The 14,542-nt window shown below is 56.6% G+C and carries 16 protein-coding genes; 3 read left to right on the plus strand and 13 right to left on the minus strand.

The genetic code is table 11. The annotated features are described in order from the left end of the window. Positions 1-9: 9 nt before the first annotated feature. The 5 genes from ACSQ3F_RS17480 to ACSQ3F_RS17500 form a co-directional block, all read right to left on the minus strand. Positions 10-609: an HK97 family phage prohead protease gene (locus tag ACSQ3F_RS17480; protein WP_436101389.1), complete on the minus strand. Its 600-nt coding sequence runs from the start codon at positions 607-609 to the stop codon at positions 10-12. Then, positions 593-1,861 carry a phage portal protein gene (locus tag ACSQ3F_RS17485; RefSeq protein WP_436101390.1) on the minus strand — a complete coding sequence of 423 codons (1,269 nt, stop codon included), beginning with the start codon at positions 1,859-1,861 and terminating at the stop codon, positions 593-595. The genes ACSQ3F_RS17480 and ACSQ3F_RS17485 overlap by 17 nt, the downstream gene beginning before the upstream one ends. Continuing rightward, on the minus strand, positions 1,858-3,522 hold the full coding sequence (locus ACSQ3F_RS17490) for a terminase large subunit (protein WP_436101391.1): 1,665 nt from the start codon (positions 3,520-3,522) through the stop codon (positions 1,858-1,860). The genes ACSQ3F_RS17485 and ACSQ3F_RS17490 overlap by 4 nt, the downstream gene beginning before the upstream one ends. Positions 3,523-3,655: 133 nt before the next feature. Then, the gene (locus ACSQ3F_RS17495) at positions 3,656-4,087 is read right to left on the minus strand and encodes a P27 family phage terminase small subunit (RefSeq protein WP_436101392.1); all 432 of its coding nucleotides are present in this window, start codon (positions 4,085-4,087) and stop codon (positions 3,656-3,658) included. Positions 4,088-4,208: 121 nt separating this feature from the next. Next, positions 4,209-4,463, minus strand: a complete 255-nt coding sequence (locus ACSQ3F_RS17500; protein ID WP_436101393.1) for an HNH endonuclease signature motif containing protein — start codon at positions 4,461-4,463, stop codon at positions 4,209-4,211. A 378-nt stretch (positions 4,464-4,841) separates the two neighbouring features. Between ACSQ3F_RS17500 and ACSQ3F_RS17505 the strand changes: the two genes are divergently transcribed. Further along, the gene (locus ACSQ3F_RS17505) at positions 4,842-5,096 is read left to right on the plus strand and encodes a hypothetical protein (RefSeq protein WP_436101394.1); all 255 of its coding nucleotides are present in this window, start codon (positions 4,842-4,844) and stop codon (positions 5,094-5,096) included. A gap of 1,971 nt (positions 5,097-7,067) precedes the next feature. On the opposite strand, the gene ACSQ3F_RS17510 is transcribed toward ACSQ3F_RS17505, so the two are convergent. The 3 genes from ACSQ3F_RS17510 to ACSQ3F_RS17520 form a co-directional block, all read right to left on the minus strand. After that, positions 7,068-7,364 carry a hypothetical protein gene (locus tag ACSQ3F_RS17510; RefSeq protein ID WP_436101395.1) on the minus strand — a complete coding sequence of 99 codons (297 nt, stop codon included), beginning with the start codon at positions 7,362-7,364 and terminating at the stop codon, positions 7,068-7,070. A 504-nt stretch (positions 7,365-7,868) separates the two neighbouring features. After that, positions 7,869-8,489 (minus strand): hypothetical protein, encoded by a 621-nt coding sequence (locus tag ACSQ3F_RS17515; RefSeq protein ID WP_436101396.1) that lies wholly within the window; start codon positions 8,487-8,489, stop codon positions 7,869-7,871. Further along, positions 8,486-8,827 carry a hypothetical protein gene (locus ACSQ3F_RS17520; RefSeq protein ID WP_436101397.1) on the minus strand — a complete coding sequence of 114 codons (342 nt, stop codon included), beginning with the start codon at positions 8,825-8,827 and terminating at the stop codon, positions 8,486-8,488. The genes ACSQ3F_RS17515 and ACSQ3F_RS17520 overlap by 4 nt, the downstream gene beginning before the upstream one ends. A gap of 451 nt (positions 8,828-9,278) precedes the next feature. Between ACSQ3F_RS17520 and ACSQ3F_RS17525 the strand changes: the two genes are divergently transcribed. Further along, complete coding sequence (locus ACSQ3F_RS17525; protein WP_436101398.1) at positions 9,279-9,782, plus strand: helix-turn-helix domain-containing protein; 504 nt, start codon at positions 9,279-9,281, stop codon at positions 9,780-9,782. On the opposite strand, the gene ACSQ3F_RS17530 is transcribed toward ACSQ3F_RS17525, so the two are convergent. Genes ACSQ3F_RS17530 through ACSQ3F_RS17540 form a run of 3 tightly spaced genes read right to left on the minus strand, consistent with a single transcriptional unit; the run spans position 9,751 to position 11,886 of the window. Then, a complete protein-coding gene (locus tag ACSQ3F_RS17530) occupies positions 9,751-11,061 on the minus strand; it encodes a tyrosine-type recombinase/integrase (RefSeq protein ID WP_436101399.1) in 1,311 nt (436 codons plus the stop codon). The genes ACSQ3F_RS17525 and ACSQ3F_RS17530 overlap by 32 nt on opposite strands. A 27-nt stretch (positions 11,062-11,088) precedes the next feature. Further along, positions 11,089-11,508: a hypothetical protein gene (locus tag ACSQ3F_RS17535; protein WP_436101400.1), complete on the minus strand. Its 420-nt coding sequence runs from the start codon at positions 11,506-11,508 to the stop codon at positions 11,089-11,091. Between the two features lie 21 nt (positions 11,509-11,529). Further along, positions 11,530-11,886 (minus strand): hypothetical protein, encoded by a 357-nt coding sequence (locus ACSQ3F_RS17540; RefSeq protein ID WP_436101401.1) that lies wholly within the window; start codon positions 11,884-11,886, stop codon positions 11,530-11,532. Between the two features lie 117 nt (positions 11,887-12,003). On the opposite strand from ACSQ3F_RS17540, the gene ACSQ3F_RS17545 reads away from it, so the two are divergent. Next, positions 12,004-12,255, plus strand: a complete 252-nt coding sequence (locus ACSQ3F_RS17545; RefSeq protein WP_436101402.1) for a helix-turn-helix domain-containing protein — start codon at positions 12,004-12,006, stop codon at positions 12,253-12,255. Positions 12,256-12,445: 190 nt separating this feature from the next. Here the strand turns inward: ACSQ3F_RS17545 and ACSQ3F_RS17550 are convergent, their stop codons facing one another. Both ACSQ3F_RS17550 and ACSQ3F_RS17555 read right to left on the minus strand, forming a co-directional pair. Then, a complete protein-coding gene (locus ACSQ3F_RS17550) occupies positions 12,446-12,787 on the minus strand; it encodes a hypothetical protein (protein WP_436101403.1) in 342 nt (113 codons plus the stop codon). Positions 12,788-13,420: 633 nt separating this feature from the next. Beyond that, positions 13,421-14,395, minus strand: coding sequence for a GlxA family transcriptional regulator (locus ACSQ3F_RS17555; protein WP_436101404.1), 975 nt, complete (start codon positions 14,393-14,395; stop codon positions 13,421-13,423). Between the last annotated feature and the right edge of the window lie 147 nt (positions 14,396-14,542).

A 14,542-nucleotide genomic window follows, 5' to 3' on the forward strand; every position in this document is an offset into this window, starting at 1 on the left:
GCGCGAGGCCTACGCTTTACTCCGGACGCGAATGTCCAGGTTGGCTTTCATGCGCAGCCGTGTCGCTGCGGCGTTGAAATTCTGTCGGCGCTTCTCCGCGCGCACCGCATCAAGCGAGCGCAGCGCTATGCTGGTCCCGTCATAGGCGGGCTCAGACACGATCGACACTTCCCGCAGCTCGACTTCGAGGATGGTGCGCTTGGGCGGATCGATCGTTTCATCCCATTCCTGTCGCAACACGAGAAAGCCGAACGACATGCCGGTAATATCGCCTCGGTCGATCAGGGTGAGCACGTCACGGCCGTCCGATGTGTCCGGAAGATCGATCTCGACCGCGAGACCCTTGTCATCTTCCTTGAGGCGAAGTGTACCAGCTGATATCCGGCCAAGCACCCGGCCGGTATCATGCGCAAAATAGGCGCGCGCATCAGCCGTCAGCAGCGTCTTGGTGAAGGCGCCCCTGGCAATGACTTCCGTGAACCATCCGCCGATATCGGCCTCCTCGCCGAAAATCGCCGCATAGCCGATGACGGTGGTCTTGCCGCCATCGGCCCGCGTTTCGACAGGCTTGACCAGGGACCGCTTTTCAGCCTCAGGCTTCAGTGTCATTGCCGTCTCCGTTTCCCTTGTCTTCGTCGTTTTCCTGCTCGGCGGGCGGTTGCTGCAGAACCGGCTGTGACCCGAGCGGAACCGTAGCGCCCTGGATATACAGCTCGTCGCCCTTGTCCTTCGGCGGACGGTTTTCCAGTTTCCGAGCTTCATTTGGGGTCATTTGCGCGGTCTGCACCCCCCGGGCCAGCGCCTCAATCCGGCTCTTGAAGTCACCGCGCATCAGGGCGTCGAGATTGTGCTCCGCATAACGGCCATTGCTGCGCGGCCCGAAAATTTTCAGGTTCAATTCCTCCTCAAGCGCCTTCGCCAGTTGCGAAATCACATGCTTGACGAGATGCAAGTCCTGCTGTTCGACATTGGCTTTGACGCCATGGGTCAGGTCCTGCAGAAAGACCGGAGGAAGGTTGTAGACCCGGGCGATTTCTTCGATCTGGAAGCGACGGGCTTCCGTCATCTGTCCCTTTTGAGGATCAAATCCCACCGGAACCAATTCATACCCGGCGGGAATGGGAAAGATGGACTCGCTCTTGCCCTTGGCCGCGTCGATGGCTCGCTTGATATCTTCCTTGGCCCGCTTGATCCCATCGGCGCCCGTGGGAAGCGGGCCTTTCAGGGCGAGCGGTGGCACACCTCCGCCGGCAAAAAATCCGCCGGCGTAGTCGCCCATGGCAAGTGCGAGTTGGATCGCCTTTTCGCCCAGGACGATCGGGCTGTAGACGGAAATCTGATCCTTCTTCAGCATGAACGGAACATCGATCACATCCGATGCCGGATACTCCACCTTTCCATCGAAGACATAGACCTTGCGGCCGTTCACCCGTTTGACAACGGTGGCTGACGGGTCCATCGGCCAGATGGCGACGACGCTCGAACCGTTCCGCTCGATCCACGACACGCCGCGCCCACCGGTAAAGACCTGCTGCCAGAAGTATTTCCGCCAGCCGAAACTTGTCCATTCCGGATTAGGGGCCTCGTTCAACAGCTTTTGAATGCCGCCCTTGATGCGCTCCGAACCCTCGCCCTTCGGCTTGAAGGCATGAAGCGGCAAATTTGCGAGGCTGCCCGATAGAAACGACACGGCAGCCGCAACCGCGGGCACGCGTAGCGCACTATCGATCGTTACCGAAGGCAGATTCCCCGATTGAATGCCAAAGAACTCCAGAAAGTTCTTTGCACTAACGGGAATCGTCGGATTTTCGATAGTCGCCGATCGCCGTTCGCGGCGTAGCTCATAGCCGAGAATTTTCATGAAGCCACCAGACTGAAATTGGGATCATCCCAGGGCGAAATGGCCGGGATTTCGGCTTGAAACTCGTTTGTTGCGGCGCCAACGCCCATCGCGATGGTCACCATCCCGTCGATCCTGCCACGCGACCGCTTTTTGTCGAAGGCACGGTTCTTCTGGCCATCGCTGTCGAGATGCGCATTGGCCGCACAGGAATAGGTCACAGGCGACGCGTCGATCGTGATCGTTTTCGCAAGAATGCGGTCCTCGAGCCTTTCGATGGACCGCGGCATCGTCAGTTGTTTGTCCTCGAACACCACCCGCGTCCCCTGGGCGTGGCTGACAAGCTTCAAACCAATGCCTTCCGGCTTGTCCGGACCGAGATATTTCCAAACCGGAAAGCCGATCTGCTCACATGCGGCGATAAAATCGGCCATCCCGGCGACATCGAATGCCATGAACTCAACATCGTGTTCGGCGCAGATTTTCGCGACCTGGGCAGCGACAAAGGTCTTGTCGATGACGGCGCCCGGCACCGCCGTGATGTGCTCCTGCGCCACCCACTGCTCGTAAGGGGCGTTGTCTGCAAGACCTCGTTCTTTCAAGCGCTCTTGCGTTGTCCAGTACCAGGTCTTGGCATAGAGGTGCCCGTCATCGTCGAGCCACACCACCGTCAGGGCCGTCAGGTCGTTCTTCTGCGAGAGGTCGAGGGCGAGCCAGCATTTGCAGCCTCGCATTTTCGTCTCGTCGATGGCTCCCTGGACGTCCGCCCATGCCTCTTCAGCAATCCAGAACTCCGTCGAACCGGTCGGAATGCCCATATAAAGACGCTTCACCGAGAAGGACGTCGAAAGGAGCACCTTGGCAGTCGCCACCTCGCCGCGAATGTTCTCAACCGGGAAGGTGACACCCAGCGCCGGCATAGCCTTTGGCCAGCAGTTTTCGTTGTCAAAGATGTTCGCTCGGTCGGCCTTGTCCACGCGGGCGATGAATGCAAAAGCCTCGTCGTCGATGATCTCGCCCTTAGCGACCTTCTGATAAAACTCCGAATAGTCGGTGCCGACGATCTGTGACGATGCCGGCGTGTTCGTGCCGAGCAGCATCAGAGCATCCCCCGGCATCTTGGCAAGCGCCCGCTTCCATGTCTCGATCGACGTGTTCGTCTTGAACTCGTGGATCTCGTCGGCCGCCACCATGATCGGGCGCGGACCGTTGATTGCCTCGCCGTTAGCCAGCGCCTGGAACTTGCTGCCCGTTTCCGCAAACTCGATTTTCCACGCGTTGTCGCCGGTGCCACGGATGATCACCTCGCCTCGCGATTCCAGGGTGTCGGTTTCAAACTCCTCCGCGCCGGGAATGTTCGCCTGGCACATGGCGACCGCATCGCGAAACAGCACGTTCGCCGTGTTCTTGTCCTGTCCGATCGAATAGACCTCGGCACGCTTCACGCCATAGAAGCCACCCATGTAGAGGCCGATCGCCGCCATCCATGGGCTTTTCGCCTGTCCCTTTCCGGTCTCGACCCAGCCGGATCGGAACCGCATCCGACCACTGTCCTTGCGCCAACCGAACAGATTGCCGGTGCAGAACATGTGCCAAGGCAGCAGATTGAAAGGCCTGCCCTCATGTGAGCCCGCCGTGATCGAGAGCACGGCGGGCGGAAAGCCGATCGCACGGGCAGCCATCTCAGGGCGCCAATGCAGACCGCGCTTTGGTCCGTCCTTCAGGTCTTTTAGGTGCCTCTCAGCCGCAGCAATGTGGTGTTCGCCTGCAACGATCTTCCCGGCAAGCACATCAGCCGCATATTGACTGGTGGGGTCATCCGGAAACTGGTTTGAGATAGCTGTCCGCTGCGCGGGAGGCCTTTTTGCCACGCTGCACCCTCGTTACCTTGCCACGTCGCGCCGGCGCTATTCCAAGCTCTGCTTCTATGACGCGGATCGCCTCGTCGGCCTGCCGCATGACAGACCAGTGCGGGTTCCACTGCCCCACCTTGGCGCGCTTGCCCTTAAGCACCGGGCCGTGTTCGGCGACATGTTTCGATGACCGTTCGTATTGCACCCGGAACTCGACCAGCCGCTTGATGGCATGACCGTTGGAAACAGCCAGCGTGCCGGCGTCCCGCAACTCGTTCAGGACGATCGTCCACTGCTCGTGTGCTTCAACAATGTCGAACTCGTCAGCGTAGAGAGACGACCAATCCGGCTCGGGTGGAATACCGTCGCCACCCGGAATTTCACCAAATGCCATCATCATCCCCTACGGGGATGGGCGACATCCCCCCTCCCCAAATTTGCTTCCAGTGCGAACGCTTGCCCCAGCCGGTCCGCCCCCCTGTGGGCCCTGAACTTTCGACCCTCCCCCTCCCAGGTCATGCCTTGCGCGCATTCCACGGGTGCGACGGATCAAGCGGCCGTCCGGTGACGTCGGTGCCTGTCCTCAACGTGCCGTGCTCTTCCTGCTGCTTTACGATGTCATGGTGATCAGGGCAGAGAGGCTGCCAATTGGTAGGGTCCCAAAACAATCGTTGGTCACCTTTGTGCTGGATGACGTGGTCGACAACCAGATGCATGCGCTTCGGGTTCGTCTGCGGCGATCCGTCAATGCGGAGGTAGCCGGTGTTCAATAGGCCACGCTCCTTACACCGGACGCAGAACTGGTTCTCGGGTCTGGCGAGGAATGATGCTCTCGCCCTCTCCCATCGGGAATCGTAGCCGCGTTGACGAGCTGATGCTCTGTGATTCATCGGTAATCCGCCGCCATGGTTCGATTGCGCGTCGCCTATCGTATTCCCGGCGCTTCTGCTGCCAGTCGCCTCTGCCAGAGGGGCGAAGTGATGGAGACCTGCTTGGCAATGGATATTGCCCGCCTCCTGACTTTGCACCGCAAATAGCCCGTTGCGCCACGGAACCGGCTTGCCCGGTAGTGTCTCGCGCCTATTTGCTGGGCTCGACTCTCAGTTGCATATGTGCATGATTATTTCCCGCAACCTATGGAGGGGGAAATGGGACTTTTCGCGATCGCGTATGACTTGAAGAAACAGGGGCAAAACTACACCTGCATCACCGATAAACTCAAAGCGCTTAAAGCGTTTCACTCCCAGGGGTCAGTTTGGATTCTGAAAAGTACCAGTAAACCCTCAGCATTGAGAGATCATCTGAAAGGGTGCCTTGATGAAAACGATGAGCTACTCGTTGCAGAGGTTTCTGACTGGGCAACCTGGAATATGCAGCATGACGCCACATACATGAATGGCTAGGGCGTAACATGCTCGACCAGCGACACCGACGGGAAGTCAGTGAAACCGCGTAAGACCGCGCGGCCGTCCTAAGCTCGACCGCCAGAACCATGGCTGGCAATCTCGAATAAACGATGATTTGCGAAAGGCGGCCGGTTTATGAGCAGTGATGTGCTGAAGATGTCATAAAGTTGCACGGACCGCCGCGCAGTGGTCGCGTTCAGCAGACGGTATTGACATTCTTCTGTCGAATCGGTTGCTGCAGGAAGCGTCAGCGTTAACAATAATTTGCGTCATCGAGGACCAAGCTCAGCAGTCATTCATGGAGTTTTCCATGAACATTTGCAGTCAAGAGATTTTTTATTTTTTTTGATTTTCGGCAGCTAACTTCGCGGCCAAAAATCAAAGCTATTGATCCAAAAGCGATTCTCTTCGAGAGAACGTAGTTCCACGCAGGACACGCAAGAAGAATCAACAGCTTCGAGCCGTCGAACCGTAAAATTCACGATTGATCTTGCTTCATCCTGCTGCGCACTATTGACGAAGGCCGAGGCGACGACGGTGTCTCACAAACACTTAGACGTCGCGCCCCGGCCTTGGTACGACAGTCGTTTGACTGCAACCGCGCGCGGGGATGAATTGGCTGGAACCCGGTTCATCCCCAAGCGGAGGTATCTTGCTACATCTTGCACTTCAGCGCAAACCCTCACATTTGGCCAGTATTCGCCGCGCCGAGATTTCCTGGTGAGCGAGTACCCGATGCACGTCTGGCTAGCCTACGCCAATCGGTCTCAGGCCGATACCCCGATCCTCTATCGATCGACCGAAGCAATGGACCCGCGTCATGGCGACCGGGTTGAACTCCGATCCCATCGCCCTTGTGGCGGCGCGTATTCGATTGTCTCGGGATTGATTCGGTCCGCTTCGGAACCATCAGATTCGGCTATAATTTGAGTCTAAAAATTCCAGACCGTCAACAACTGGTGTGAATTTAATTTTTCTTAAATATATACTGTATCAATCGATATTCTCGATGGGTGTTGAACTTTCGCCATGTGTCACCGCCTCGGATTTAATTTATATTAACCCGCTGATTTTCACTCATTCGAGCCATTTTCTCTGCACGCTTTGACGGTTGTTTTCAGCAGATCGAGGGCGATAAACCCCCATCGCCGAAATTTCTGTAGCTCTGTAGCTTGGTGCCGGCCGATATGAAAAAGCGCGCCGGCACGTTGCTGCCCAAGGTCGCTATGCGTCATCGTCCTTATTGGTAGGCGATGTCGAAAGCTTACTTTTCTCAGCCATGTATTCCGCAGGATCGATCCGTCTTACCGGCGAAGCGGCACCGAATGTGCCGAGTTTCTTGTTCCGGTAAGCTCTGTCCGCAGTCGGATCAAACTTGCTTGCAGCGACTGTGCGTACCCAGTTGGGTGCTTTCGCTGCGGCCTTCCGTTGCTTGCGTGTTAGTTTTGGCATCCGTTCTCCAATCTTGGTACAAACCTCAGGGGCCGCTCCCGGAGATTCCGGGAACGGCGATGTCGAAGATCGGTCTCCAGGAGTGCCCCCATTGGCTAAGGTGAATTGAAGGTGCGAAGCGGTTGGCGTGTTATCGAAAGCCATCCGGGTCAATGCGTGCGGCACGCGATCAGTCCGATGCGATAAGCCGCTTTATTCGCTCAACTTGGCTCGTCCGACGCTTCGCTTTGATGTATTCGCTCTCGAGTTTTTCAAGAAGGGGGTGGGCGGTTACTCCCCGACGGTCTACCATCTCCGCACAGACGAGAAGCATTTCCTCGAGCAGTTGGATCGGTACGTCTTCCCACCGTTGGATCGATCTGAGTTTCGTCGGGCTAGCTGCTGTCTGCTGCAATAAGCTACGAGGCATAAAAACTCTTTCCATTCAAAAAAAAACGAAGTCCACGGCTCTTGCCGCGATGGTCATGGAGCATGGTGAGCCCAAAGGGCGAACGGCCGAAGGCGGCGCGGAGCGCCTCATGCCTCATCCGGACGTCTCAACCCGCGGTCATATTCGCGATACGTGATCTGGACTTTGATCTGGCGTAACAGGTCGTCGGCGATCCTCTCGGCCCGCTCCTTGCCAAACAGTGGCTCGTACCGTTTCCGCGTTTGCGCCCGGATGGAGTTGAGCCTTCCAGTGCGCGCTGGTTTCTCCAGGTCGATGATTGCCTTCGCGGTTCCCGCGGTCGCACCATGGCTTCTATTCAGCGGGAACGGCAGAATCTCTGCCGGCGGCCTCCAGTCGAATAGGTCAAGTTGGGTTTCAGACATCGCGGCGGTCTCCCATATCAGGTTCGCCAACGTATGGTGGATACGTTGGCGAGATATCCTTCGGTTCAGGACGGGGGATACGTTGGCGAGGCTTCTCCGTGAGCGGATGGGATATCTTGAGCATGCGGACACGTCGCTGTTTCTGATCACCGCCGACATAGTCGATCAACAGCCAACCCAACTTATGTAGGCGGTCTATGTCTCGCTGCGTCGATCGAGTCGAGCGGCCTGACCTGTTCGAAAGCTGCATATCCGTCAGCCGGCATATCCCGTCCCGGCGCGAGAAGTGGGACGCGATACAGTCGAGCGTGTCACGTGCCAGTCTGAGATCCGCCAGGTCGGCCGCAGCTTTCTTCTGCCAGTCCTTTATATATTCGTTGGCGAGCGTCGATTTTGTGGGCCATCGATATGGAGTTGCGGCAACAGCCTCTATCTTCCGCGGTTTACCGGAGAAGACGAATTCCTCTTCCCACACGGACGGGAAGAGGAGGTGACGTGGATCTGTCATTCGGCGGCTACGGCCTCACAATGAGTAAGTTTACGGTGTTTCCTGATAGCTGCCGCCAGGCGCCGTTGCGCGTTGCGAGCGTCACGCTTCGCCGTCTCCAATGTTTCGTACTGGGGACTCGTCGCCTGCATCATCGTGGCCCATTCAGGGCTATCTCTTTCGATTCTCTCGATTCCGCGCTTCTCCTTGAACTCCTCGTATGCCTCCCGAAGTGCCATTTTCGAAAGCTTCTGCGCGGTCATGAAGGTGTCCGCTTCCATCGCTCGGGTGGCAACGGCGATGATGCCTTCAATGCGCGGATTGCCGATAATCTTCTGGCTTAGATGCTCCACCATCCCCTCTGTATGGCCGATACGGTTGAGTATTCCATCAAGCTGATGTTCCAGTTCTGATTCCATGTCCAGCAGCGACAGTTTCGCCCTGCGGGACATTTCAACGGCGCCGGTCAAGATCGTTGTCGCCAATCCCGCTGACTTGTCATCAGCAGGATCAGACCCAGCGTCAACCAGGAGGGACTGCGCAATCTCAATGAGCTTCGTAAGGCTCTCGAATTCCGCGGCAAACTTGTTCTGGAAAAGGCGATCGGTCGAAGGCTTCGGTTTCGTCGTGGAGCTCATGCGCGCACCTCGCTCCGCTCGATGAGCACCGATCCGCTGCATGTGATCGATATTTGCGGTGCGGTCGCTCTGCGGAGCCATCCGCATAGTTTTTCCAGGTGTATGAGAAGATTGACTTCGAGCCCGCCGGTTCGAATGATGTACCCCAGCAGAGCGACAGCATCTTCCTCGGTGACGACGCTGTAAGCCTTGATCTTACGATCGAACCGCTCGAGTTCCGCATCCAAGCTGTCGTCGTCATCCGTACGCAGGTTCACTGCGTCCTCAAGCTTACTGACTTTCGCAAGAAGGGCAGTCATTGTTTTCGGCATGGCTTCGCCGTTCATGGGGTTGCCCATGTTTGAACTCCTTCGATTTCGATGATGGAATACGCGGTACCGCCGCGCCGGTTATTTCAATATCGGCTTGAAAACTGGAACATCCTTGAAGTCGCCGCGGATGTGAGCGCCGAAATTCTCAAGCTGGCCATCAAATGACCCTCGTTTGACTGATCATCCTATCGCTTGTTCTGCATTGCGGCGAACGCCGCATCGACGATCGACTTCTTCCAGCGCTTTCCGCGTAGACCAGCAGGTTCCCCCTCGGGAATGAGGTCAGCCCTACGATAACGGTAGAATGAGTTCGCAGAAATTTGCCGCTCTTCGCAGATTTGGCGAACTGTCATGTATGGATCTCGGGGATACACGTAACCTCCTTGTGTATTGCATCTATTTGAATGGTGCTATAACTAATCGTTAATCGCTGGCATGTCAAGATGTGACATCCAAATCGTTAGAGGTATAGCTATCCATGTTGACTGCAGAGCAAATACGCGCGGCTAGAGCGTTGATCCGTATGGAGCAAACAGAATTGGCTGCGAAGTCCGGTGTTTCACTTGGCACAATAAGGCGCTTGGAAGGCCTCAACGGTTCCCTCAATGCGCAGGAGGGAACTCTACAAAACATCCGAGTTGCCCTAGAGCAGGCGGGGGTCGAGTTCATTGAAGAGGACGAGGCTGCACCGATGGGTGGAGCAGGCGTGAGGCTCGTGCGAAATCAAGCCTCTGTTGAATGGAATAGGCAAGTCGAAGAGGTCTTTATCCAAGCGAAGAAGCGCCTATCATATTGGCATCTGGACGAGGTTGTGGACGACTTTATCAAGCCGATCACAGGCGTCAAAGCCATTGCATTCGATGATTTTGAAGCAGCACTAGCTATGATTTTTGACCATGCGAAAGACGACCTCACCAAGGATATCGCCGACGTAAACGCTGATGATCTTTTCAGTTGGCCGAAGCCACCGGAAAACCAATGACGTTTTCTCCCATCAGACCGGTCAGAAAATCAGCCCATGCCTTCATGATTTTGCGCCGCTTCTCCAAAGCATGCCCACGACGATAGGCCGCTTCCGTCTTATCGCTGATAGCATGAGCGAGGCACAGTTCGATGTCGTCACGCTTAAACGTTGTTGCATCGCCGGCCCAATCTCTGAAGCTGCTCCGGAAGCCATGGGCGGTGAACTCCCCTGCCCCATGCCTGCGCATCGCCATAGTGAGAGCCATAACCGACAACGGCCCCCGCTTTCCCGGAAAGATGTGTTCGTTGTCGGGTCGACGTAGCGCGATCATAGTTTCCACTATCGTCACGGCTCCGTCGGAGAGTGGAACAACATGCTCACGCCCTCCCTTCATTCTTTCGGCGGGAACGCGCCATACGCGCGATTCCAAGTCGATCTCAGCCCATACCGCGCCCATGGCCTCCCCGCTGCGCGCGGCCGTGAGGATCGCGAAAGCGAGCGCTAGGTTGCTGACGGTCGGCACCTTTAAAATCGCTTGTGTGAATGCCGGCACGTCAGCGAACGGCATCGCACTATGGTGTCCACGCGACAGCTTCTGCTTCTTCGGCAGGATATTCGAAAGGTGGCCCCTCCAGGCTGCGGGGTTTTCACCCGTTCGAAGCTTCATGACTTTGGCGGCGTTCAAAACCGATTCAATCCGCCCACGTAATCGACTGGCGGTTTCAGGCTTGGATTGCCAGATCGGTTTCAGGACACTCACGACATGTTCTGTACAGATCGAGTCGACGGGAAGGTCACGGATCTTGACGCAGTACCCTTCCTTCTTGAACTTCCCCTGCTCGTCCTTACGCAGCGAGAGGGTGAAATACCATTGATCCCGGTGCTTGCTGTTCCTCCAACTTCCCTCCTGGGTTTCGATGAACTCAAGCGCCACTTCCCCGAATGTCGAGAGCTTCTTCTTTTCCTCAGCTCTCTCGATTCTGGGATCTTCGTTTTTGGAGACCATTGTGCGGTATCGTTGGGCGACGTCCCTGGCAGACTTGAGGGGCATATCCGCAGCACGACCAAGTCCAAGCTCAACGCGCTTGCCTAGCCACGTGTACATGAAGACCCAGCGCTTCCCATCAGGCGCCACCTTCAGGTAGAGGCCGCCGCCGTCAGAATGCTTCCCGATTTCTTTGATGGTCTCAACTGTTCTCGCAGTAAGTTTGCTCGTCGATCTCGCCACGTCCCATTTCCGTCCCACTTTGCGTCCCACTTTGAGCATCGCATCGGGCGTTATTTCAGACAATATCATAGGATGTCAGGTCAATCACATAAGCGGTTATCTATATGAAAAATATGCAAGAAATATTATGTTCTGACATCGCATGAGGGTAGCAGTATCGATGACACCTCTTCCGCCATTTTCACGCATAACTAATTGTTTTATTAGCATATATTTTGCATCTGTGACGCTGCGAACGATTCTACGTACAAATGCAGCAGGCAGGTTACAGACCCTGACCACCAAGATCAGACCAGGGCAATCGCATTCGGCCACGTCCTCTTTAAGTTCGTTGCCGTCATGGGGCTCGTCGGTGATTTCTGCCTCTAAATCGTTAAGGCATCGCGGGTCGAAATCCGCGAGGTAGGGCTCAAGGTTCTCGTCACCATCCATGCGGTCGAGCAGATCGATCAACTTCTCGATGCAGGTTTCCAGAATGGCACGGCGAACCTGTACGATCGAAGGCGAGATAGTCATCAGACGGTCCCTTCTCGTGTTTTAAACGCCGGCCTTGAATGCACGATAGCTTACGCGCGTGGCCACCAGAGAGAGCGATTGCTCTGGCTCAATCTTGCCGTGGGTATCGACCATGACGACCACGCCAAGTTCTCGGTTGTTTCTTACGTCCCACGCAGTGCAGGTTAACGCTTGAAGGACGGCGCCAAGCTCGGCAACGAGAAGGTCTCTGCGCTCTTCGAGGGTCGGCTCGGGTAGTTCATCAGTTTTCGCGGCATACGGCATTGAAGCGGCCGCGACGGCTGCCGGTGTAACCAAGGCTACCATACCTCCAAGGATGGAGCGGCGACTGATTTTCGGCATGGATTCGCCAGCAGCCGGAACGATGGTGTTCGGCATTGAGTTGTTCTCCCGATTGGAATTCTTCAGCTCACCAAGTGAACTGATAATTTGTTATCACTAGACAGGCGCTGATAGCAAGTGCATCAGTGATAAAAAGTTCTCAGAGAGCGGACAATGAAGATATTGATCAAGGCAGGCCGGGATTTGCTGGGAATGACACAAGCTGAGTTATGCGAAAAGGCTGGAGTGCCGCTCATCACTCTCAGGCGGATAGAGGGGAAGCCTGACCATACGGGCCTTGTATCGCGGGATACCGTTGAGAAGGTGAAAGCCGCTCTGGAGGCAGAGGGCGTGCAGTTCCTCGAAGATGGACAGGTGGCGGCAGGGCCAGGCGTGGCAATTCGACATATTGGGTCAATTTGCTAAACCTTGACACTCGCGTGCATCCTGTCACGTTTCCCTCAAAGGGAGTGACTGTTGATGTTTCGAGTAATTTTATCTGTTTTTTCCGCTGCGTTTTTTATCTCCGAAGCTTCAGCTCAATCTTTCTCGTGTCCGATCGGGAAGCAGCCGAGCCGCCTCGACTATAGTGACAATGTTTGCGATGGGCTTTTTGCTAAATGCGTCTGTAAGTGATGCCGGATTTATCTTCCACCCATATCCGGAAATGCCCGTGCGGAAGCTCCTGCTTGACCTGCAGTAGCTTCCTGCCAAGGTCCGCCATCTGAGGCCTCAGGAAGCCTCTGCCAGGGCCGTGGAAGTCTTTGACGCGGCTCCCCTTCCATCTGATCAGACGGCACGATTGCTGACGGCGCTGTGAGGCGTAGATGGGCATCCCCGCCTCCCGCTGCTTCTCGATCGGCAGTGTCTTGAACTGCCGGATGGTCATCCCCAGGCCGAAAGCGAACGGCGCCAGATGCTTGTTTGGGCCTGGCGCCATCTTCTTGATCCGGTGCATGGCCACATGTTCGGCAGCCGGTATGTGCCAATGTCTTCGATCTCGATTTCCGTGATCATGACCCGCCCTATCGTAGGAGGTTGTCCTGGCGAAATTCCCTTTGGCGCTTCCTGGTGGTTCGCCTCAGATAGCCGGGATCTCGGAGAGGATGTCCAACGCATCCGGATTGATGATCTCATTATATCCGATGTCAGACCAGCCGTTCGCCTTATGGATGGCCCGGATACCGGCGGCGCCTTTTGTCCCATCCGGGAGGCGTAGGAGTCACCTGCACGACGTCAAGCGTCGTTCGCTCGCGAACCGTCATGATGGATGATAGCTCTTGATATTGCCGATATATTCCAGATTGCTAAAATTCTAGCCGCCGATCCGAGACGCAACCTCCTTCGATCGGCTGGAGGTTTTGTCGTTCCCCGTGACCAAGCCTCTACAAGTCGCCGCCATCATTAGTGGAAAAAGGCGACAAGGGGCCCGGGCTGTCACCGCAGCGCGGGCCTCGCCCTTGGAGCACCGGCGGGATCGTCAGTAAAAGCTGAAAGGCGCACGCAGCATCACAGACGCGCGTCACGTGCTGGCTGGCACTGGCCACTGGCGTCTCAGTATACACTGGATGGATGCAGATGCCGCCGCCTGTCATTGACGCCCTTTGCCCCGGCGCAGTTTCAGCGGGCTTTCGCCGTACTGATGCTTGAAGGCGCGGGAGAAGGACGACAGGCTGTCGAAGCCGCAGCGAAGTGCAATGTCGCGGACACTCAATTCCGTATCGCTGACCAGCCGATGGGCCGCCTGCAGGCGAAGCCGCAGATAATAGGTGCCGGGGCTTACTCCGAGCGCCTTGGCAAAGCGCATTTCGAGCTTGCGACGCGATTGACCGGCCCGCAGGGCGAGCGCTGCGATCGACAGCGGCCGGTCAAGCGTGCGCTCCATCAGCCGGATGGCGCGGGCCAGTTCCGGATCGAGCGCTTCCATGCGGCCAAGCGAGACCAGCGGCTGCGCATCCGATGCCGCATGCGTTTCGTCATAGACGAAGATGCTCGCCACATCGAGCGCAACGGCCGAGCCGAATCGTTGCCTGATCATGTGCAGCATCATGTCGAACGTTGGCGACGCCCCACCCGAGGTCCAGAATTTGCCGTCCGTGACGAAACGGTCGGCCTTGACCGACACGTTGGGAAAAGCCAGTGCGAAATCCTCCAGTTCCTCCCAATGCGCCGTTGCCGAGCGTCCATTGACGAGGCCGGAGCGCGCCAGCAGCCAGCATCCTGATTCGATACCGGCGACGACGGGAAAATGCCGTGCGCAGGTCTGCAGGCCGGCGATGAACGCCTTGCCCGCATGGCGCTCCAGATTAAAACCGCCAATCACCAGCAGAAAATCGCCCACCGCGCGCGCCGAAAACACACCGTCGACGGCGATCGACACACCACAGGTCAGAAGAACCGGCTCACCATCGGGCGAGAGAATTTTCCAGCGGAAGAGCGCTTTGCCGGCGACGCGGTTGGCGGCGCGCATCGGATCCAGCACCGAGGCGAGCGACATGATCGACGATTCCGGCAGGATGACAATAACGACGGCGACGCCGTCTTCGGAAAGCTCTTTTTGCGGCATGGCAAAAATGTCAAATCTTCTGCGCTTTATGTCAAATGGAAATATCGGCGTTCGGGCATGATGAGGCGGTAAGAGACCTCCCATTCGCAGCGCTGCTCGCCTGCGGATGTCTGGAAATTCCCCTATCCGACCTTTACCGGACGGGCC

This window comes from Pararhizobium sp. LjRoot238, from assembly GCF_964252955.1.
Taxonomy (GTDB): domain Bacteria; phylum Pseudomonadota; class Alphaproteobacteria; order Rhizobiales; family Rhizobiaceae; genus Pararhizobium.

Bases quoted from the DNA above. Each gene is read 5' to 3' on its own strand.
- ACSQ3F_RS17480 (WP_436101389.1), bottom strand. From the start codon at position 609: ATGACACTGAAGCCTGAGGCTGAAAAGCGGTCCCTGGTCAAGCCTGTC.
- ACSQ3F_RS17485 (WP_436101390.1), bottom strand. From the start codon at position 1,861: ATGAAAATTCTCGGCTATGAGCTACGCCGCGAACGGCGATCGGCGACT.
- ACSQ3F_RS17490 (WP_436101391.1), bottom strand. From the start codon at position 3,522: ATGGCTGCCCGTGCGATCGGCTTTCCGCCCGCCGTGCTCTCGATCACG.
- ACSQ3F_RS17495 (WP_436101392.1), bottom strand. From the start codon at position 4,087: ATGGCATTTGGTGAAATTCCGGGTGGCGACGGTATTCCACCCGAGCCG.
- ACSQ3F_RS17505 (WP_436101394.1), top strand. From the start codon at position 4,842: ATGGGACTTTTCGCGATCGCGTATGACTTGAAGAAACAGGGGCAAAAC.
- ACSQ3F_RS17510 (WP_436101395.1), bottom strand. From the start codon at position 7,364: ATGTCTGAAACCCAACTTGACCTATTCGACTGGAGGCCGCCGGCAGAG.
- ACSQ3F_RS17515 (WP_436101396.1), bottom strand. From the start codon at position 8,489: ATGAGCTCCACGACGAAACCGAAGCCTTCGACCGATCGCCTTTTCCAG.
- ACSQ3F_RS17520 (WP_436101397.1), bottom strand. From the start codon at position 8,827: ATGGGCAACCCCATGAACGGCGAAGCCATGCCGAAAACAATGACTGCC.
- ACSQ3F_RS17525 (WP_436101398.1), top strand. From the start codon at position 9,279: ATGTTGACTGCAGAGCAAATACGCGCGGCTAGAGCGTTGATCCGTATG.
- ACSQ3F_RS17530 (WP_436101399.1), bottom strand. From the start codon at position 11,061: ATGATATTGTCTGAAATAACGCCCGATGCGATGCTCAAAGTGGGACGC.
- ACSQ3F_RS17535 (WP_436101400.1), bottom strand. From the start codon at position 11,508: ATGACTATCTCGCCTTCGATCGTACAGGTTCGCCGTGCCATTCTGGAA.
- ACSQ3F_RS17540 (WP_436101401.1), bottom strand. From the start codon at position 11,886: ATGCCGAACACCATCGTTCCGGCTGCTGGCGAATCCATGCCGAAAATC.
- ACSQ3F_RS17545 (WP_436101402.1), top strand. From the start codon at position 12,004: ATGAAGATATTGATCAAGGCAGGCCGGGATTTGCTGGGAATGACACAA.
- ACSQ3F_RS17550 (WP_436101403.1), bottom strand. From the start codon at position 12,787: ATGCACCGGATCAAGAAGATGGCGCCAGGCCCAAACAAGCATCTGGCG.
- ACSQ3F_RS17555 (WP_436101404.1), bottom strand. From the start codon at position 14,395: ATGCCGCAAAAAGAGCTTTCCGAAGACGGCGTCGCCGTCGTTATTGTC.